We start from the raw sequence: 19,401 nt of genomic DNA, 5'->3' as shown, positions 1-19,401 counted from the left end.
TTTACAATAGATTAATCTCTAGACATGAAAATTCTTAATACATACCAGAATAATAACATTAACGAAGCAAACAACCCTAAAGCTGCAGGAATATAATCGTCTATTGTATATTTTTTTACAAGGTTAGAAGTTTGATATAAAATAGAACCTCCTGCAAGTAAACACATACCTACAGAAAACCATAATCCCATATTAAACCCAAAAAGAGTTCCTGCTACTATTAAACCTAGCGCAATAAAGAAACCTATTGTTAAACCTGTTTTTAAGAAAGAAAAATCTTTTTTAGTAACAAACACTACCGCTGTTAATCCTGAAAACAAGGCCAAAGTAACTATTCCCGCTTGCTGTATCATTTCCGATCCTTGTGGCAGATACGTTAAAGCAATATAAATCATTGGAATAAAAATAAAAGCTTCCGCTAAAATGTATAGTCCAAAAGCTAAGTACTGCTTGTTTTTATCTGGCGTTTTTAGTGCCATGTTTTCTGCATAATTAGTAATAAACATAAAACCACCTAACATTAATAACCATTTAAAACCTTCGGTCATTGATAAAGCAAAGCTTACAACAGCTTCACTTTGTAAAAAAAGATATTCAAAAAAGATAAATACTAATACACCTACTGCAACATGCGCGTATGTTTTTTTGTAAAAAGCTACGCGTTCTTCTTGCGCTACAGCACTAAGCGCCATACGTTGTTGTGGCATTGGGTTTTCGAAAGAATTTTCCATATAATTGTTTGTCTTATTTTTTGTTTTTAATCTCTAGATCCAAATATTCTTAAAGCAAAGTACAATAAAGAAGCAATTGCTCCAAGAGCAGCCACTAAATAAGTTCTTGCAGCCCATTTAAGTGCATCTTCCGAGCCTTTATATTCTTCTGGTGTTACTATGTTTTTATTTTTTAACCATGCTAATGCACGGTTACTAGCATCGTATTCTACAGGTAAAGTTACCACACTAAATAGTGTAGCAAAACCCATCATTATTAAACCAGCGATAGCTACATATTTACCAGCAGCTCCCATAGCCTCACTTGCCATTAATGCTATACCTCCAAAAATAACCCATTGAGAAATATTAGATGTTACTTGAACAACCGGCACTAATTTAGAGCGCATAGTTAAATACTTATAAGCCGTAGCATGTTGTACCGCATGACCACATTCGTGTGCTGCAACAGCTGCTGCCGATGCGTTACGTTCGCCATAAACAACCTCACTTAAATTAACTGTTTTATTTGCAGGATTGTAATGGTCTGTTAATTGTCCAGGAGTAGAAATAACCTCAACATCTCTAATACCATGATCTGCGAGCATTTTTCTAGCAATCTCTGCGCCGCTCATTCCATTTCTTAAATGCACCTTAGAGTATTTAGCAAACTTCTTTTTTAATTGGTTGCTAACCAACCAGCTTACTACAGATATTATTCCAATAATAATATAGTAACCCATATAACCTGTTCCCATCATAATTTTAAATATTAATTCTAGTTATAAATATAACAAAAAGTAAGCCAATGTCTTTAACCGAAAAAATGTCAGCTAACAAATGGTTTATTTTAGTTTTTCTTTAGAATGAATCACCTCTGTAGCTACATCGTATTTAAAAACGACAGTTAGCTTCTCTCGTTTTTCTTCAAAAAAAGTAGGTTTAATACCTAAACGGTATTCCATATGTTCTTTTCCATTAACATTATACACCTCTCCTTCTCCTAATAAAACAATAACAGCTGCTTTTCTTTTGCCTACAATTAATTTATTATCCAAAAGGTCTTCTACAATTTTATAGCGCATTCCTGGACTCGATTTCCATTGCTTTGAATTAAACCGCTCTTCGAAAAACCATATTAAAGATGTACCTATTACAAATGCTGCAAAGAAAAACATTCCTATTTGGTCATTCCGTTTAATTTTAAAACCCATCTCCTTTTTTTGCTATTATTCTAATTGCTTAACTAATTTTAAAAACAATTTCTCTATCGCTTCCGCGGAAAAACCAAAGCCTAACCCTAAAAATAAATAGAAAAACTTGAATAACCTTATTTAAATGTAAAGTATAAAAAAATGGATTCTCTCTTTCAAAAGAATCCATCTATCACTAAATAAGCTAACATTGTTTTAGCCTACTATATTTACAATTTTACCAGGAACTACAATTACTTTTTTAGGCGTGCGCCCTTCTAATTGTGCTATGGTTTTTTCGTGAGCCATAACGGCTTTTTCTATTTCGTCTTTACTTAAATCCATTGGTAACTCTAACGTAAAACGCATTTTACCATTAAATGAAATTGGGTAATTTTTACTACTCTCTACTAAATGGCTTGCTTCAAATTCTGGAAAAGCAGCAGTAGAAATAGATGTACTATTTCCTAATTTACTGTATAATTCTTCAGCAATATGTGGTGCGTAAGGCGATATTAAAACCAATAAAGGCTCTAGTACGTCTTTACTTGTACATTTTTGAGCACCAAGTTCGTTTACAGCAATCATAAAAGTAGAAACCGAAGTATTAAAAGAGAAATTCTCGATATCTTCCTGTACTTTCTTTATGGTTTTGTGCAACGTTTTAAGGTTGTCTTTTGTTGGTTCTGCGTCGTTTATTTTTAAACCATTATCATCTACATACAATTTCCATAGTTTCTTTAAGAAATTATGCACACCTGTAATACCTGCTGTATTCCATGGCTTGTATTGTTCTAATGGACCTAAAAACATTTCGTATAAACGAAGACTGTCTGCTCCGTAATCTGCTACAATGTTGTCTGGATTGACAACGTTGTATTTTGATTTCGACATTTTTTCTACTTCGCGTCCTACTTTGAACACACCTTTTCCTTCTTCAACTATTTCTCCTTTATTTCCTATAAAAATTGCATTAGCATAATCATCTCCAAACTCACCATCATTTTTTAAACCCTCAATATTTAATTCATCTGAAGCATTTACATATTGTACCTTAACATGAACCGGCATAAAATCAAGACCATCCAAATCATTAGAAAAATTGTTAACACGTAAATTACCTATACCTAAATCATCAATAATTTTTTGAAGTTTATTCTTTATTTCAACAATTGCTACTGCATCTTTATTTATAATTTTTTCAGATATATCTTCTGATAAACAAACATAAGGCAGCTTTGTTTGATCAAAATCTGATTCTCCTGATAATGACCATGCTATTCTCTTTACAAAAGCACTAGTCCCAAGAATCATCCCTTGGTTTATTAGCTTTTTAAAAGGCTCTTCAACATTTACAAAACCTCTATCTTTTAATAATTTTACCCAGAAACGAGAATATAATAAGTGACCAGTAGCATGCTCTGCTCCACCAATATATAAATCTACATTTTCCCAATATTTAAGGGCATCTTCACTTGCAAAAACATCTCCTCTATTGGCTGCTTCCTCCATATAACGGAAAAAGTACCATGAGCTTCCAGCCCAACCCGGCATTGTGTTTAATTCTAAAGGATAGATACCATTATGAGATTCTTCGCTTTGCTCTGAATGACAAAGATCGTTAGAAACAACTTTGTTATTTTTAGTATCCCAAGCCCAAACATCAGCACGGCCTAATGGCGGCTCACCTTCTTCGGTTGGTAAATACTTTTCTACTTCTGGTAATTGTATTGGTAGATGTTGTGCATCTATCATTTGTGGCATTCCATTTACATAATACACAGGAAATGGTTCTCCCCAATAACGCTGTCTAGAAAATACAGCATCACGTAATCTATAGTTTGTTTTACCTTCTCCTTGACCTAGTTTTTCTAGTTCGTAGATCGCTAATTTACTTGCTTTTTTATAGTTCATTCCGTTTAGGAAATCGCTATTAGCAATCTTTACATTGTCTTTTCCGGTAAAAGCTTCTTCACTAATATCTACGCCTTCAAAAATGTTAGGAATCTCAATATTAAAGTGTTTTGCAAAATCGTAATCGCGCTGATCTCCACAAGGCACAGCCATAACAGCTCCTGTTCCGTAACTTGCTAATACGTAATCACCAATCCAAATTTGCACTGGTTCTTTAGTAAAAGGATGTTCTGCATAAGCACCTGTAAATACACCAGAAATGGTTTTTACATCTGCCATACGATCGCGTTCGCTACGTTTTGCGGTTTTTTCTATATAGGCTTCAACAGCTTCTTTTTGGTCTGCTGTTGTTAATATAGATACTAGTTCGTGTTCTGGCGCTAACGTCATGAAACTTACTCCAAAAATAGTATCTGGTCTTGTGGTGAAAACTTCTATTTTATGAGACTCTTCGCTTTCGCTCTGAGTGACATTGAACGACACTGTAGCTCCAACCGATTTTCCAATCCAGTTACGCTGTGTTTCTTTTAAAGAATCTGTCCAATCAACAGCTTCCAAACCTTGCAATAAACGTTCTGCATAAGCAGAAATTCGCATACTCCATTGTGTCATCTTTTTACGTACAACTGGATGTCCACCACGTTCCGATACACCATTTACAATCTCGTCGTTTGCTAAAACGGTTCCTAAAACTGGACACCAATTTACTTCGGTTTCAGCTAGGTATGTTAATCTGTATTTTAATAGTATTGCTTGTTGTTCTTCAGTTGAAAAACTGTTCCAAGCTTCGGCAGTAAATACTTCAATATCATCATCGCAAGCAACGTTAACATTGGCATTTCCTTCCGAAGAAAAAATAGAGACTAATTCTGTTATATCTTTAGCTTTATTATCATTATTGCAATAATACGATTCGAATAATTGAATAAATATCCATTGCGTCCATTTGTAATATTCCGGATTAGAAGTTCGTACTTCTCGAGACCAATCGAAAGAAAAACCAATTTGATCTAACTGCCTTCTATAAGTTTTAATATTGGTTTCTGTAGTAATTGCAGGATGCTGTCCTGTTTGTATTGCATACTGCTCTGCAGGTAAACCAAAACTATCGTAACCTTGAGGATGCAATACATTAAAACCTTTATGGCGCTTGTAACGCGCATAAATATCGCTGGCAATATAGCCTAAAGGATGCCCAACGTGTAAACCTGCTCCAGATGGATAAGGAAACATATCGAGTACGTAATATTTAGGTTTATCGCTATTGTTTGAGGCTTTAAACGTTTGGTTTTCTGCCCAATATTTTTGCCAGTCTCTTTCTATTCTATTAAAATCGTATTGCATGGTCTTGTTTTTCCGCTTATAAAGCGTCAAATTTAAAGGTATTACAACAGAATTAAAAGTTTAAACGTTGTAATTATATTAAACATGAATTTAGGAAGATTCCCGTTTTAAAGGGAAAGACAATTTAATTGAAAACAAAAGACTTAAATCTTTTGAAGTATTGTTCATTTTCTTTATTATTTTTACACCATTAACTAAACTCTTTTTATGAGCTCATCTTTTGATAAATACCAAAAACGTCGTTTAATTTCTTCATACTTTTCTGTAGTTTTAAGTATTGGACTCGTTCTATTTTTATTAGGCTTATTAGGCCTTTTGGTATTGAATGCAAAAAAAGTAGCCGATCATTTTAAAGAGCAAGTTACCGTTACTATTTTTTTAAAAGATACTGCTAAGGATGTTGAAACTAAACAACTTGAAAAAAGTTTAGCAATGGCAGACTACGTAAAATCGACAACTTTTGTATCTAAAGAGCAAGCTGCCGAATTTATGAAAGCCGAAAGTGGTGAGGATTTTATGGACTTTTTAGGAAGTAATCCGTTAAAAAATTCGATCGATGTAAACTTAAAAGCAGATTTTGTAACCTCAGAAAAATTACAAATTATTGCCGATGAAGCATTAACTAAAAACTTTGTAGAAGAAGTTAGTTATGATAATGACCTTGTAAACCTAATGAATGATAATGTTAAGAAAATTAGTTTTTGGGTTTTACTAATAACTGGACTATTTACATTAATCGCCGTTTTATTAATCAACAGTTCGATTAGATTAGCAGTATATTCTAAGCGTTTTACCATTAAAACCATGCAAATGGTTGGTGCAACAAAACGCTTTATTAGAAGACCTTTTATATGGAGAAGTGTAAAACTAGGGATATTTGGTGCTATTTTAGCTTTAATAGGAATGGCTGTTGTGCTTTATTATATAGACAAAACATTCCCTGAATTAGAGTTATTAAGTAAACCTATTCTTATTATAGGCCTCTTTACTATAGTATTTTTCCTTGGTATATTTATTACCTGGATTTCTACTTTTTTCGCTACTCAGCGTTTTTTAAACCTTAACACAGATAAGCTCTATTACTAAGAGCGCTTCGTTTTTTTTCTTCTTATTAAGTTTAACATTCTTTAACTTTAGCCTTAACAATATTTAGGAAAGTTAGAGGTTATATTTACATAACAAAAAACCAGATATATTGACTATACCATTACATTTATAAATCTCTTAATTTAAAAATTATGAAACGAGTAACATTTGTATTTATAGGTATTGTAGCGATAACAAGTTTTGTATTGTTATCTCAAAACAAGATAGAAGATAGATCGACTAAAGTCGTTAAGGTAGATACGAGTAAACACTACATTAAAGGACTTTACGATTAATATTTTGAGTTTGTCATTAAAAACAAGAAATGGGATTGCTATAATTAGTGCTCTTATTGTAATCTCTTGGGTTATTTTTTTAATTTACCAGTTGTTTTTGTCTATTAAATTTGACAAAACTACTTCTGAAAGTCGAAAATTTAAAGCCAAAGAGATTACAAAAATAGCCGAAGGCACAGCTTTAAACAGCGCATATAATGTTATACATCATGAATATTATCACATAATGCATAGTCATGAGAATGGGTTAAATTTAGATTCATTAGAGGTGAAAGTTTTAAATAAAACCGTTACTTTGCACTTACCAAGAATATTGGGTAGTAAAATTACTAGTGAACATATTACACAAATTATAAAATCTACATAAAGTGGGAGAGCAAAAACGTAAAGAAATCGGTTCGGAGAATAAAGGTGAATTTATCTTTGGTAAACGCAACTATAAATTTATGTTTATTGGTTTAGCCTTTATTGTAATAGGTTTTATTTTAATGTCTGGTGGTGGTAACGATGACCCAACTGTTTTTAATGAAGATATTTTTCATTGGAGACGTATTAGGCTAGCTCCAGCTTTAGTTCTTATTGGTTTTGGCATGCAGATTTATGCTATTTTAACGCGTAAAGAAGATTCCGATTCTAAAAATTAACTACAAACGACCTTTTGGTCATTCAATTTTGATATTTTTGCCGAATGAACATTATCGACTCAATCATTTTAGGCATTATTCAAGGACTAACAGAATTTCTTCCTGTATCTTCTAGTGGACATTTAGAATTAGGTAAAGCCATATTAGGCGATAATTCGGTTCCTGAAGAGAGTTTACTATTTACTGTTGTGCTACACTTTGCAACGGCACTAAGTACTATTGTAATTTTTAGAAAAGATATAATTGATATTGTTAAAGGATTATTTAAACCTGGTATTAACGAAGACCAACGCTTTGCCGGAAAAATTATAATTTCTATGATTCCTGCTGTTATAGTCGGTCTTTTTTTTGAAGAGCAACTCGAACAACTTTTTGGAGGAAATATAATGCTTGTAGGCTGCATGCTTTTAGTAACTGCCGCACTATTATTTTTAGCAGACAAAGCTAAAAACACTCAAAAGAAAGTCGGTTTTAAAGATGCTCTTATTATTGGTATCTCTCAAGCTATTGCTATGCTTCCAGGAATTTCTAGAAGTGGAGCTACAATATCAACTTCTGTATTATTAGGTAATGACAAAACGAAAGCTGCACGTTTTTCGTTTTTAATGGTTGTACCTTTAATTATTGGTAAAATTGCAAAAGATCTTTTGGGCGGTGATTTATCTTTCGAAAGTCAGAACATAACAGCTTTAGGTGCTGGATTTGTAGCGGCTTTTATATCTGGTTTATTTGCGTGCACTTGGATGATTGCTTTAGTTAAAAAAAGTAAGCTATCTTATTTCGCTATTTATTGCGTAGTTGTAGGATTAATTGCAATTGGCTTTTCACTTTTAAATTAAATTTATGACTCTTGAAGACTACCAAGCCGGACAAGTTTTACTAATAGATAAGCCTTTAAATTGGACGTCTTTTCAAGTGGTTAACAAACTACGTTGGGAAATACGTCAAGCGTTTAGTATTAAGAAAATAAAAGTAGGTCATGCAGGAACTTTAGATCCTTTAGCTACTGGGTTATTAATAATCTGTACTGGAAAAATGACCAAGCAGATTGATACTTTTCAAGGACAAATTAAAGAGTATACAGGTACTATTGCTTTAGGAGGAACAACACCTTCTTTCGATTTAGAATCTGAAATAAACGAAACATTTCCAACAGATCATATTACCGAAGAATTAATACACGAAACAACGAAGCAATTTATTGGTGAAATAGACCAATTTCCTCCTGTGTTTTCTGCACTTAAAAAGGACGGAAAACGTTTGTATGAATATGCGAGAGCAGGCGAAGCCGTTGAGATAAAATCGCGTAAAATCACTATAAAAGAGTTCGAAATTACTAAAATTGATGGCGGTTCGGTCGATTTTAGAGTAATTTGCAGCAAAGGCACTTACATACGCTCACTAGCAAACGACTTTGGAAAAGCCTTAATTTCTGGTGGACATCTTTCAGCTTTAAGACGCACAAAAATTGGGGATTTCCATGTTGATAATGCTTTATCAATGGCAAATTTTATAACCGCTTTACCTAAAAAAGTAGAGTAACATTTTAAACTCTAAAATCTAAACGCTTTTTACCTGTTATTTCTTCAATTTTTATAATAAAGACTGCAGGCACATCATCCTTATAAATTTTACTAGAAAAATCGCTAATAAAGCTAGCTTTACTTTGTTCTTTCTCTAAAATAATATCTTTGATGCCTAAGGAAAACTTGTGCAAATAGGCTTTTGCATCACTACCAAAATGCTGCTCGAAAACACCATGCACTAAAACAGATTTCCAATGTGTTACATTTTCAATATTTGAAACCAATAAAGAAACTTTTGGATTTTTACGCATAGCCTTCATTTTATGCCCATCTCCAGAGTAACATATTATCGCATTGTTTTCTTTATCAAAAAAATAAGTAATAGGAACAACAAAAGGAGAATTATTAAAAATATAACCTAATTGACCTACGTAATTGTTTTCTAAAATGTATTCGATTTCTTTATCTTCTAAATTTTTAAACATAGCTTTTATTGTTTTGTAGTGTTAGAATTATCAATTTTTATTTCTGGTATTTTTATTAACTCTATAGTTGTAGATGCTAAAACAACTTTACCGTTAGTAGCTTCAATTTGTTTTCTAATAGCGTCGTGCAACAAGTGTTTTGTAAATCGTCTTTTTTTATAATCTACAATGTATCTTAAATTAAATTTCACCCAGTTATCTGTTAGCGTTATTGCTAATGTAGGTTCTACCATTGCATCTTCTATATAATATTTAGAAACTACTTCTGTCCATTGTTCTCTAGAAGCTTGTGTATATTCTGATAGAATATTAGTTGCTATCTCAATAATTATTGACTTCGCTAATTCTATATCTGAGCCATATCGTATTGGTAAATTAAATTCGTCCCAAATAAATGGAAAATCTTTAGAGTAATTATAAACTGGCCCTTTAAACACAAAAGCATTACTTAATTTTACAATTCTACCAGTATAATTATCACTTTCAACCCACTGCCCAATCTCCATCATTGTTGTATAAATACTATCAACATCTATTACATCTCCTCTTATACCATTTATTTCTATTCTATCTCCTGGACCATATACCTTTACAATAAATATGTATACTGATCCTGCAATGCTTAAAATTAACTCTTGTAGTGTAAAAGCTAATCCTGCAGAGAGCAAACCTAACGTTATAGTAAAATCTTTAATACTTCCTGTAAAGTATAAAATAGTTACAAATGCTAGCACAAAATAGCCTAGCACTTCTATTCCTTTTTGCGACTTATATCTTACAGAAACGTTCTCTATATTTCGCTTTAAAAAACGTCTAATAAACTGAATACATAACAATACAAATACTACAATTGCAACGTATTTAATAATACTTTGCAAAAGCGGATAATCCTGAAACCATTGTTGTATTCTTTCCATTATCTATAAATCTTCATACAACCTTAGCTTATTATTAAGTGTTATAATTTCGTTTTGCATACTTTCTACACGTTCTAATAAATTATAAACAGCATCTAAACCTTCTAAATTTATGTTTAGGTCAAAATGCAATCGCATCATTTTTTCAACCTCATTAATTTGGGTTATTTTTATATAATTTATATCGTCTGAAACTACAATTTCTATAAGTTCATAATCTTGTAAATCGTCTATAAACGTCGCTGGCACATTATAATGAGAGCAAAAAGTTGTTATAGAAATTAAATCTCCTATTTCCATAATTATCTTAGTTTTTGAAGTTGTGTAAATAATTCTCTTTCCTTATCTGTAAGTTTAGTAGGTGTTTTAAGTTGGTAGGTTATATACAAATCACCAAACTGCTCTTCTTTTTTATACTTCGGAAATCCTTTTCCTTTTAACTTTACTTTTGTTCCGTTTTGTGTTTCTGGTTTAATAGTTAATTTAACCTTACCATTAAATGTGTTCACCATTAAATCACCACCAAGCATTGCAGTGTATAAGTCTAAATCTACAGTTGTGTATAGATTATCTTTATCTCTTTTAAATTTTGAATGATTTTGAATTAAAAACTGAATGTATAAATCTCCATTCGGACCATTATTAACACCTTTACCTCCGTGTCCTTTTATTTTTATGGTTTGCCCATTTTCTACACCAGCAGGAATTGTAATACGTATTTTTTTATTATTAACAGTAAGCGTGCGTTTGTGTGCTTTAAAAACATCTTCAAGCTCTAATTGAAGTTCTGCATTAAAATCTTGACCTCTAAATCTTGAATTCGCTTGACTTCTCCCTGAAGATTGACCTCCAAACATATTGCCAAAAATATCTTCAAAATCTTTTTCGCTATAACTTCCAGACTGTCCTTGATAAGCGTTTTGATTTTGATTCTGCTGCTGCTTTGCTTGCTCATAAGCTTCTGAGTTTTTCCAATGCTCTCCATACGCATCGTATTTTTTTCTGTTCTCAACATTGCTTAATACTTCATTCGCTTCATTAATTTCTTTAAATTTTGTTTCCGCATCTTTATCGTTCGGGTTTAAATCTGGATGATATTTACGAGCTAATTTTCGATAAGCTTTTTTAATATCACTCTCTGACGCTGTTTTAGAAATTCCCAACGTTTTATAATAATCTATAAATGCCATTTATTTCGCTTTATGAGTTTTAATATGATGATGTAATTCTTCCTTTAATGTTTGCAAATAATCTTGCAAAACAGTGCTATTTATTTCTGGATGTTGTGTAGATGGTATAGTTATTGGTTCTTCTAACAAAAAAGAATACAACTCGGGATAATTAGTCTCTATATTAGACGTTAACTGAGTAATCTGAGTAAGCAACTCTTGTGTTTTTTTCATAGATCAACTATTTTGATGTCTATAAATTTACTTATAACATTACTTTTGTAAAATGATAAATATCAGTTTTAAGCTACTAATAATACTTATTTTATTGCTTTGAAATTAAAAAACTCACATAAGGCATTAGCCATTTCTTTATTAATTGCAGGCTGTGTAGTGCTTTCTCTTTTTAATTACTCTCTTATTAAACAGAATAAAACAGTTAGAGAAACTTTAGTAGATATTACACCAGCAGATTTATTTGATGAAGCCATACAAGAAGAACCTGAGTTAGAAAACAACGCACTAAAAACAAACAAGGCCTACAACGATACTAAAGAATACAAACATTTTGCGCAAGCTTTTAAACCCATTGCGCCACCAAAAGATTATGATGACCCTAGGTTAAGAGATAAAACTGAAAATACTTTAAAAAACAAGGAGGCTTTAAAAAGTGAAACTATTTCTAATGTAAATAATGAAGAACTTACCTCTTTTGAAAACGTAAGTGCTATTTTAAAAAAAAGTAGAAAAGCCTCTCAACAATTAAATAATGAAGTTTCTGTAAATAAAAATAGTAGTATTATATACTCTCTAGTAGGAAGAACAGACACCGCTTTGCCTATTCCTATTTACTTATGCGAAGCTAATGGTGAGATTGTAGTAAATATTACTGTTAATGGTTTTGGTAAAGTTGTTTCTACCTCCATAAATTCTTCTTCAACATCTAATAATGCATGTTTACAAAAGCATGCCTTAGAATTTGCAAAAAAAGCACATTTTGATACATCAAAAAAAGCATCCCAAATTGGAACAATTACTTTTAATTTTGAAGGAAAAAATTAGATTTCTTAGTCATTACTACGAAGGCAGGAATCCAAAATCAAGCTAAACTAAAAATAGATTCCTGCCTTCGCTGGAATGAAAACCTAAGACATTAAACCAACCAAATCATCAATTGCATTTTGGCCTTTATTTTTATTATACCAACCTTGTAAATCTTCTTTAAACTCTGGAGTTAATGCACCGTGTTCTGCTTTATAATCGTTAACCAATTTAGTCGCTTCTGTAGGTCTCGGCCCAAAAGTATTCACCACTTCGTTTGTGTTATTATCAATCATTATTAACTTAGGAATCGCTTGTCCTCCATTAGTTAAAAACTGATTCATTAAAGCTTCATTTTCGTCTCTAAGCACAACTTTAAAGTCAATATTATCTTTCAACTCAGCAACCTTATTCATTACTGGCATTAAATGCGCAGCATCTCCACACCAACTTTCGGTTAACACTAACCATGTTTGGTTTATCTCTAAATTAGAAACTTGCTCTTTTACCGTTTCTGAAACTTTCACCGTTTTATCCCAACGCTTCATTCTTCTATCGTTAAGCATAGTATAGTTTGCTAAAGCTTCAGTTTTATTAGCTCCTGTTGTAGATTCTTTTGCAACTAAATCTTTTACTAAAGTTCTATAATCTTGATAAGTAATAGCTTTTTCTAAACTATCAGTTATTATATTTTTTAAATCTGTGTTTTGTAGTGTTTCCATAATATAAAAATACTGATACTGTGTTTATTTTTAAGTAACAGTTGTTACATTAGTAGTATAAATTTAAAATCCTTACAATCCCTATTGGGCATTAAATAAAAACAGATGAAAAAACATAAATGCGGTTGGTGTGTTGGCGATGATTTATATGAAGCTTACCACGATAATGAATGGGGAGTCCCGGTTTATGACGATCATCAATTATTCGAATTTTTAATTCTTGAAACCTTTCAAGCTGGTTTGAGTTGGATTACTATTTTACGTAAACGTGAAAATTTTAGAGAAGCTTTCGATTTTTTCGATTATAAAAAAATAGCCAACTATAATGAAGACAAAAAGGAAGAGCTACTTCAAAATGCTGGAATTATTAGAAATAAACTCAAGGTGAAATCGGCAATTACGAACGCTCAAGCATTTATGGAAATTCAAAAAGAATTTGGCAGTTTTAGCAAATACATTTGGGCTTTTGTAGATAATAAAACAATTAAGAATAAGGTGAAAATCTACAAGGATGCTCCTGCAAACACACCTTTAAGTGATGCTTTGAGCAAAGATTTAAAAAAACGCGGTTTTAAATTTGTTGGTAGTACTGTTATGTATGCTTTTATGCAAGCAACAGGAATGGTTAACGATCATGAAGCTGAATGTTTTAGGTATAATGAAGTTTAATGTTAAGTAATTGTCGGTTCTAGTTAAATTCTTTTTTAAGAATTTTGTATCGAGAACTAATTAAACAACACAAAAAATTGCTTCTCGATACAATTTCTCATACTTCGAAATCACTCGAAGTGACATAACTACTTCAAATAAGCCATAAACTCATCTCTAGAAACATCTCCTGCTCCCAAGCTCGCTAAATGATTTGTGTACACTTGGCAATCAATTAACTTATAGTCTGTATTTTGAATAAAAGTAATAAATGCTGTTTTGCTTGCATTACTTTCTTTTGCAAACATACTCTCTCCACAAAATACACCGTTATCTAAATCTACACCATAAAAGCCACCTACAAGTTTATTATCTCTCCATACCTCAACAGATTTAGCATAGCCTTGCTCGTGTAATTTACAATACGCCTCAATCATGTTGGTTGTAATCCAAGTTCCTGCTTGACCGTCTCGTTTTGCATTTGCACATTCTGTAATTACAGATTTAAAATCTTTGTTTATAGTAATTTCGAAATCGCAATTTCTAAGAAACTGCTTCATACTTTTAGAAACCTTTAAATCTTCTGGATATAATACAAACCTAGGATCTGGTGACCACCATAAAACAACCTCATCCTCATTAAACCAAGGGAAAATGCCACTTTTGTAAGCCAATAATAAACGTTCTACAGATAAATCGCCACCAACTGCAAGTAAACCTTCTTCGTCTGCTTCTTGTACATTTGGAAATTCTATATTTTGGTTTAGTATGTGCATAATTTTATTTTACTAAAATAAAAAACCTCAATGACATTTAGCATTGAGGTTATATTATATGATTTCTGCCTAAGCAGAAATAGATTTAGAAAGGTAAATCGTCGTGATCTTCTTCTTTTAAATCTGTTGCTGGTTCAAAAGCTGCAGCCGGTGGAACTTCTGGCATTCCAGCAGGAGCTCCTGCTTGTGCTCCTTCAATTCTCCAACCTTGAATAGAGTTAAAGTATTTTGTTTCTCCTTGAGGATTAACCCACTCTCTTCCACGTAAATTGATGTTTACTTTAACATCTTGTCCTGGCTTATAGTTGTTTAATAAATCGCACTTATCTTGAACAAATTCCACTAATATGTGTTGAGGATACTGCTCATCTGTTGTTACAACTAATTCTCTCTTTCTAAAACCGTTACTTCCAAACGTTTGTGTCTCTCCTACTAATTTTACTTTACCTTGTACTTCCATTATCTATATAATTATTAAATATTCGTCTTATTTATTATTGTTACTTTACGATAACAATACTTTCCATGCACTCTCTACATCACCAAAACTAAGCAAATTCTGTGCCTTCTTATGCTTTTCTACTTCTGTTAATGCAATATTGTCATGTTTTTCCGCAAAAGCGTTAATAGCTTCTTTGGTTGGTAAGGCTTCAACATTACCTAGTAAACCTAAATCATTACCTGTTAAAACAGCACTATTTCTAATGTTTTCTGGTAACGCATCTACTCCAATACCTAAAGTTGATAACGGTTTTGGAATTTCGAAAAAACCAGTTTTTGCTCTACTATAATAACTCCCACCTGCACGAGCTACTAAATCTAATTTTTCTTGGTCTATACTTCCGCTTTCGTTTAAAACAGCATCGTTAATATGAAGCTTTACAACTTCGCAAATAATTAAATTACCTGCTCCACCTTCTGCACCTAACTTTATAATCTCATTTACTTTGCACTCGAATTGTACAGGAGATTCTGCTACACGAAATGGTTTTACAATATCGCTTTTAAGCATTGTTAAACCAGCTTTATCAAACTCGTTTACACCTTGAGCATATTCTGTACTACTAAGCGACATTTGCTGTACAATATCATAATTTACAACATTTATCACTACTTCTTTCATGCTTTCTGCATTTTCCAACGTATGTTTTGTTGTATTGTCTCTAACACGACGTGCTGGAGAAAATATTAAAATTGGAGGATTAGCACTAAATACATTAAAGAAACTAAATGGCGACAAATTCGGATTTCCATGCTCGTCCATAGTGCTTGCAAACGCTATTGGTCTTGGCGCTACTGCACTTAACAAATAGCCATGTAATTTTGCTGTTGATATGTCTTTAGGTTCGAAAGATGTCATTAACTCTATAATTTTCAACAAATGTACTTAAATAACGCCCGAACTAAAAGAAGATTATTCTACGTTTGCACAATATTATTAACAATAGCCCATTATATAGTTTTTAACTATTTTATATCAAAAGAACTATAGCGTTAAACCAATAATAATTTTATTTTTCTACTATTTCATCGTTATGAAATTTTACCATAGCTTAGGCTATGTTTAAATTTAATGCCTTGAACTAGCGAAAACTAATTCTCATTATTTTAGCTTAAGTTTATAGCATATTTGATATTAACACAAAAATCATTTCATGTTTTTCACTAAAAATAGACAACTTGTTCGCTGGATTATAATAATCACTTCTTTTGCAATCATTTCTTTGATTCTTTGGAACACTTACACATTCTTTCAAAAATTTAAAGATGAGGAACGTGCTAAAATGGAAATATGGTCTAACGCCCAAAAAATATTTTCTAGTGATGAGAACAATCCTAATTTTAATTTTCTAGTAAAAATTTTAAATAGTAATAGTACTACTCCCATTTTAGTTGTTAATGTTGATGGTACTATTAGTAACTTTAATAATATTGATTTTAATGGTAAAGACTCTACTAAATATGTAACGCAAAACAAGGACAAACTTATTAGACAGTTTGAATCTGAAAATATACCTATTGAGATTTCGTATATAGATTCTGAAACACAAGAAAGAATCCTAGCTAGTAAATTGTATTACGGTAATGCTCCTTTATTAAACAAGTTAAAATACTACCCATTAGCGTTACTACTAATCATTTTCTTATTCGCTTTTGTAGTCTATTTCTTTTACCGTAGTTCAAAAATTGCAGCGCAGAATAAATTATGGTCTGGAATGGCAAAGGAAACGGCACATCAAATAGGAACACCTTTATCATCTTTAATTGGTTGGGCTGAAATTTTAAAAACCGAAAATGTAAATCCGGAATACATTTTAGAAATAGAAAAGGATATTGACAGGTTGCAAACAATAACAGAGCGTTTTAGTAAAATTGGATCACTTCCTACACTAAAAAAAACAGATATTGTAAAAGAAACTCAAGATACTTACGATTACTTAAAAACGAGATCTTCGAAGCTAATTAACTTTAATTTAAAGTTACCAGAACAACCTATTTATGTAAATTTGAATCCGCAATTATACAGTTGGACAATAGAAAATTTAGTAAAAAATGCTATCGATGCCATGAAAGGTAAAGGCGATCTTACAATAGTAATAACACAATTAGAAAACAGCGTGAAAATTAACATTATCGATACAGGAAAAGGCTTAACTAAAAGCCAATTTAAAAGTGTTTTCGAGCCTGGCTACACCACAAAAAAACGTGGTTGGGGATTAGGCTTATCTCTTGCAAGACGTATTGTAGAAGATTTTCATGGCGGAAAAATTAAAGTTGCTCAATCTCAAATTGACAAAGGAACAATAATGCAAATTGCATTAAAAACAGTTTAATTATGAGCGAAAAACTAATTACTGTAAAGGAAGTATCCTTAAATAATAACTGTCCAGAATGTTTTAGTAAAGAAGGTTTAGAACTTACTTTTAAGCAAAAATTTATTGAAACAAAATTCTCTAAATCTATAACTCAAGAGATTGCAACCGAAATGTTTTGCAATGTCTGCAATACACCCATTTATCCTGTAAACTGGACAGAAGATATTGAACGTGTTTACGAGTACCAAATGAAGGCTTTTACACCTAAAAAAGCATCTAAAAAGTATAAATCTAATTTCTGGATTATTATTGGTATTGTAGCAGCCGTAATAATTGCAGCTATTGTTTTAGCAGTTACAAATTTGCCTGTATAGCTTTAGCTAATGTTTCAAATTCGGCCTTATCAAGCGACACCTTATTTACAAATCGAGCATCTTCCATAGAATTTAATGGTATTAAGTGCACATGAACATGTGGCACTTCTAAACCAATAACAGATAGACCTACACGCTTACAAGGTACTGTTTTTTCTAAACCAATTGCAACCAATCTAGAAAACTCCATTAAGCGAGAATATGCTTCTTTTTCTAAATCGAAGATTTTATTAGTCTCCTTTTTAGGGATACATAATGTATGTCCTTTAGCATTTGGATTAACATCTAAAAAAGCTAAAAACTCTTCAGTTTCTGCTACTTTATAACATGGAATTTCTCCGTTTACAATTTTTGTGAATATAGATGCCATAATTTTAATTTTAAAGTACATTTATAGACCTTTCGGTCTTTTCGGAATTCAATATAAAAAAAGATTCCTGCAAAACTGAAAATTATTTCAGAATAAACAGGAATATTAATTATAACAATATAATTCCGCGAAAGCGAAACACTAAAACTATCTAGAAATCTCGACAATATCAAACTTAATAACACCACTTGGCACTGTTATTTCTGCAACATCACCTACTGTTTTGCCCAGTAAACCTTGACCAATTGGCGAATTTACAGATATTTTACCTGCAGCTAAATCTGCCTCACCATCTGCAACCAAAGTATACTTAAGTTCCATACCATTAGTTTGGTTTTTTATTTTCACTTTAGATAATACTAATATTTTAGAAGTATCCATCTGGCTTTCGTCTATTACACGAGCTCCAGCTAATTGATCTTCTAATTTACTTATACGCATCTCTAGCATACCTTGTGCTTCTTTAGCAGCATCGTACTCGGCATTTTCACTTAAATCACCTTTATCACGTGCTTCACCAATAGCCTTACTAGCCTTTACGCGCTCTACATCTTTTAATTGCGCCAGCTCTGCTCTTAATTTTTTTAATCCCTCGGCTGTATAATATGATACTTTACTCATGATTTTTTCGTTTTAGTACTAATTCTAAGTCAATTTATGCCTCTGCCTTTGTTTAATTTAAAAGAAGAGATGCTAAAATTAATTTAGCATAAAAAAATCTCGCATACACGAGATCGTATTACAAATATACAAAATATTTAATTCGCAATTTACTTTTGTTGTAAATTGCAGTGCTAAAAAAGATTAAAGAAAAATGAATTTAAAACACACAATATCAATATTACTAATTACTTTTTTACTAACCTCTTGTAGTAAAAACGACGATAATAACCAGAATAACAATCCTAATATTCCAAACGTCTCTTTTGACACCCAAACATTAATTAACACCAATTTACCGCAATATAACCAAATGCAATTTCCCGGAAACTATATTCTTTTAAACAGCAATTATGGTATTAAAGGTGTAGTACTTTATTATTCTGGAAGCGATTATAGTGCTTTCGAACTTAGCGACCCAAACCACCCAATTAGCAGCTGCTCTAAATTAACTGTTAATGGTATTATTGCAACTTGCGGTTGTGCAGACGAGAATGCCTACGAAATTTTAAATGGCACCAAACAAGATGGCGGACAATACACAATGACGCGCTACAATGTAGAAGTAAACGGAAGCATTATTCGCGTATACAATTAGGGCAAATTTTTAATGCTTTTAATAGCATTAAAAACCAGGCTCTCACTACTCGCTCTCTTCGAGGAGCTCAAACATACCGTTCCATCCTTTTCGCAATAAAAAAAGCGGCATC

At 32.0% G+C, this 19,401-nt stretch carries 26 protein-coding genes; 11 read left to right on the top strand and 15 right to left on the bottom strand.

From position 1 onward, the window contains the following. Positions 1–11: 11 nt before the first annotated feature. The 4 genes from Q0935_RS06840 to Q0935_RS06825 form a co-directional block, all read right to left on the bottom strand. Positions 12–731, bottom strand: coding sequence for a Bax inhibitor-1 family protein (locus tag Q0935_RS06840; protein WP_299383731.1), 720 nt, complete (start codon positions 729–731; stop codon positions 12–14). A gap of 26 nt (positions 732–757) precedes the next feature. Then, positions 758–1,471, bottom strand: coding sequence for a zinc metallopeptidase (locus tag Q0935_RS06835; protein WP_299383728.1), 714 nt, complete (start codon positions 1,469–1,471; stop codon positions 758–760). A gap of 84 nt (positions 1,472–1,555) precedes the next feature. After that, positions 1,556–1,924 carry a hypothetical protein gene (locus Q0935_RS06830; protein WP_299383724.1) on the bottom strand — a complete coding sequence of 123 codons (369 nt, stop codon included), beginning with the start codon at positions 1,922–1,924 and terminating at the stop codon, positions 1,556–1,558. A 195-nt stretch (positions 1,925–2,119) separates the two neighbouring features. After that, positions 2,120–5,161 (bottom strand): leucine--tRNA ligase, encoded by a 3,042-nt coding sequence (locus Q0935_RS06825; RefSeq protein WP_299383721.1) that lies wholly within the window; start codon positions 5,159–5,161, stop codon positions 2,120–2,122. A 207-nt stretch (positions 5,162–5,368) separates the two neighbouring features. On the opposite strand from Q0935_RS06825, the gene Q0935_RS06820 reads away from it, so the two are divergent. The 6 genes from Q0935_RS06820 to truB all read left to right on the top strand — a co-directional run bounded on the left by Q0935_RS06820 (position 5,369) and on the right by truB (position 8,729). Further along, positions 5,369–6,247, top strand: a complete 879-nt coding sequence (locus Q0935_RS06820) for an ABC transporter permease (protein WP_299249898.1) — start codon at positions 5,369–5,371, stop codon at positions 6,245–6,247. A 152-nt stretch (positions 6,248–6,399) separates the two neighbouring features. Next, positions 6,400–6,543 (top strand): hypothetical protein, encoded by a 144-nt coding sequence (locus tag Q0935_RS06815; protein WP_299383717.1) that lies wholly within the window; start codon positions 6,400–6,402, stop codon positions 6,541–6,543. Positions 6,544–6,553: 10 nt separating this feature from the next. Continuing rightward, positions 6,554–6,910 (top strand): hypothetical protein, encoded by a 357-nt coding sequence (locus tag Q0935_RS06810; RefSeq protein WP_299383714.1) that lies wholly within the window; start codon positions 6,554–6,556, stop codon positions 6,908–6,910. A gap of 1 nt (position 6,911) precedes the next feature. Further along, positions 6,912–7,187 (top strand): DUF3098 domain-containing protein, encoded by a 276-nt coding sequence (locus Q0935_RS06805; RefSeq protein WP_299383711.1) that lies wholly within the window; start codon positions 6,912–6,914, stop codon positions 7,185–7,187. 44 nt (positions 7,188–7,231) lie between these two features. Beyond that, on the top strand, positions 7,232–8,026 hold the full coding sequence (locus Q0935_RS06800) for an undecaprenyl-diphosphate phosphatase (protein WP_299383709.1): 795 nt from the start codon (positions 7,232–7,234) through the stop codon (positions 8,024–8,026). Positions 8,027–8,030: 4 nt separating this feature from the next. Further along, positions 8,031–8,729 carry a tRNA pseudouridine(55) synthase TruB gene (gene truB / locus Q0935_RS06795; protein WP_299383708.1) on the top strand — a complete coding sequence of 233 codons (699 nt, stop codon included), beginning with the start codon at positions 8,031–8,033 and terminating at the stop codon, positions 8,727–8,729. Between the two features lie 4 nt (positions 8,730–8,733). Here the strand turns inward: truB and Q0935_RS06790 are convergent, their stop codons facing one another. Genes Q0935_RS06790 through Q0935_RS06770 form a run of 5 tightly spaced genes read right to left on the bottom strand, consistent with a single transcriptional unit; the run spans position 8,734 to position 11,518 of the window. Beyond that, positions 8,734–9,198, bottom strand: a complete 465-nt coding sequence (locus tag Q0935_RS06790) for a pyridoxamine 5'-phosphate oxidase family protein (RefSeq protein ID WP_299383706.1) — start codon at positions 9,196–9,198, stop codon at positions 8,734–8,736. 5 nt (positions 9,199–9,203) lie between these two features. Then, on the bottom strand, positions 9,204–10,115 hold the full coding sequence (locus tag Q0935_RS06785) for a mechanosensitive ion channel family protein (protein ID WP_299383703.1): 912 nt from the start codon (positions 10,113–10,115) through the stop codon (positions 9,204–9,206). Between the two features lie 3 nt (positions 10,116–10,118). After that, positions 10,119–10,415 carry a chaperone modulator CbpM gene (locus Q0935_RS06780; protein WP_055434742.1) on the bottom strand — a complete coding sequence of 99 codons (297 nt, stop codon included), beginning with the start codon at positions 10,413–10,415 and terminating at the stop codon, positions 10,119–10,121. A gap of 2 nt (positions 10,416–10,417) precedes the next feature. Further along, positions 10,418–11,305 (bottom strand): J domain-containing protein, encoded by an 888-nt coding sequence (locus Q0935_RS06775; RefSeq protein ID WP_299249924.1) that lies wholly within the window; start codon positions 11,303–11,305, stop codon positions 10,418–10,420. Then, positions 11,306–11,518: a hypothetical protein gene (locus tag Q0935_RS06770; protein WP_299249927.1), complete on the bottom strand. Its 213-nt coding sequence runs from the start codon at positions 11,516–11,518 to the stop codon at positions 11,306–11,308. Positions 11,519–11,617: 99 nt separating this feature from the next. Here Q0935_RS06770 and Q0935_RS06765 point away from each other — a divergent pair, with 99 nt between their 5' ends. Continuing rightward, the gene (locus Q0935_RS06765; protein WP_299383700.1) at positions 11,618–12,346 is read left to right on the top strand and encodes a TonB family protein; all 729 of its coding nucleotides are present in this window, start codon (positions 11,618–11,620) and stop codon (positions 12,344–12,346) included. An 83-nt stretch (positions 12,347–12,429) separates the two neighbouring features. Here Q0935_RS06765 and Q0935_RS06760 read toward each other — a convergent pair whose 3' ends face one another. After that, positions 12,430–13,047: a thioredoxin family protein gene (locus Q0935_RS06760; RefSeq protein ID WP_299383699.1), complete on the bottom strand. Its 618-nt coding sequence runs from the start codon at positions 13,045–13,047 to the stop codon at positions 12,430–12,432. A gap of 105 nt (positions 13,048–13,152) precedes the next feature. Between Q0935_RS06760 and Q0935_RS06755 the strand changes: the two genes are divergently transcribed. Then, a complete protein-coding gene (locus tag Q0935_RS06755; protein ID WP_299383689.1) occupies positions 13,153–13,716 on the top strand; it encodes a DNA-3-methyladenine glycosylase I in 564 nt (187 codons plus the stop codon). A 128-nt stretch (positions 13,717–13,844) separates the two neighbouring features. On the opposite strand, the gene aat is transcribed toward Q0935_RS06755, so the two are convergent. From aat to Q0935_RS06740, 3 genes are all read right to left on the bottom strand, one after another. Continuing rightward, complete coding sequence (gene aat / locus Q0935_RS06750) at positions 13,845–14,471, bottom strand: leucyl/phenylalanyl-tRNA--protein transferase (protein ID WP_299249942.1); 627 nt, start codon at positions 14,469–14,471, stop codon at positions 13,845–13,847. A gap of 85 nt (positions 14,472–14,556) precedes the next feature. After that, complete coding sequence (locus tag Q0935_RS06745; RefSeq protein WP_299249945.1) at positions 14,557–14,931, bottom strand: DUF3127 domain-containing protein; 375 nt, start codon at positions 14,929–14,931, stop codon at positions 14,557–14,559. Between the two features lie 45 nt (positions 14,932–14,976). Beyond that, complete coding sequence (locus Q0935_RS06740) at positions 14,977–15,831, bottom strand: flavin reductase family protein (RefSeq protein WP_299383685.1); 855 nt, start codon at positions 15,829–15,831, stop codon at positions 14,977–14,979. A gap of 295 nt (positions 15,832–16,126) precedes the next feature. Between Q0935_RS06740 and Q0935_RS06735 the strand changes: the two genes are divergently transcribed. Beyond that, on the top strand, positions 16,127–17,305 hold the full coding sequence (locus tag Q0935_RS06735) for a HAMP domain-containing sensor histidine kinase (RefSeq protein ID WP_299383680.1): 1,179 nt from the start codon (positions 16,127–16,129) through the stop codon (positions 17,303–17,305). Positions 17,306–17,307: 2 nt separating this feature from the next. Further along, entirely contained in the window at positions 17,308–17,661 is a 354-nt protein-coding gene (locus Q0935_RS06730; RefSeq protein ID WP_299249951.1) for a hypothetical protein, read from the top strand. Here Q0935_RS06730 and Q0935_RS06725 read toward each other — a convergent pair. After that, entirely contained in the window at positions 17,642–18,031 is a 390-nt protein-coding gene (locus Q0935_RS06725; protein ID WP_299383676.1) for an HIT family protein, read from the bottom strand. The two genes, Q0935_RS06730 and Q0935_RS06725, sit on opposite strands and share 20 nt — an antisense overlap. Positions 18,032–18,178: 147 nt before the next feature. Further along, entirely contained in the window at positions 18,179–18,652 is a 474-nt protein-coding gene (gene greA, locus Q0935_RS06720) for a transcription elongation factor GreA (RefSeq protein ID WP_299383674.1), read from the bottom strand. Positions 18,653–18,845: 193 nt separating this feature from the next. On the opposite strand from greA, the gene Q0935_RS06715 reads away from it, so the two are divergent. Further along, positions 18,846–19,289, top strand: a complete 444-nt coding sequence (locus Q0935_RS06715) for a hypothetical protein (RefSeq protein WP_055434730.1) — start codon at positions 18,846–18,848, stop codon at positions 19,287–19,289. Positions 19,290–19,401: the final 112 nt, after the last annotated feature.

The organism is uncultured Lacinutrix sp., assembly GCF_947500605.1.
In the GTDB taxonomy this organism is placed as follows: Bacteria; Bacteroidota; Bacteroidia; order Flavobacteriales; family Flavobacteriaceae; genus Lacinutrix.
Note: the sequence above shows the minus strand (reverse complement) of the source record. Positions and strands in the feature narration are given on the sequence as shown.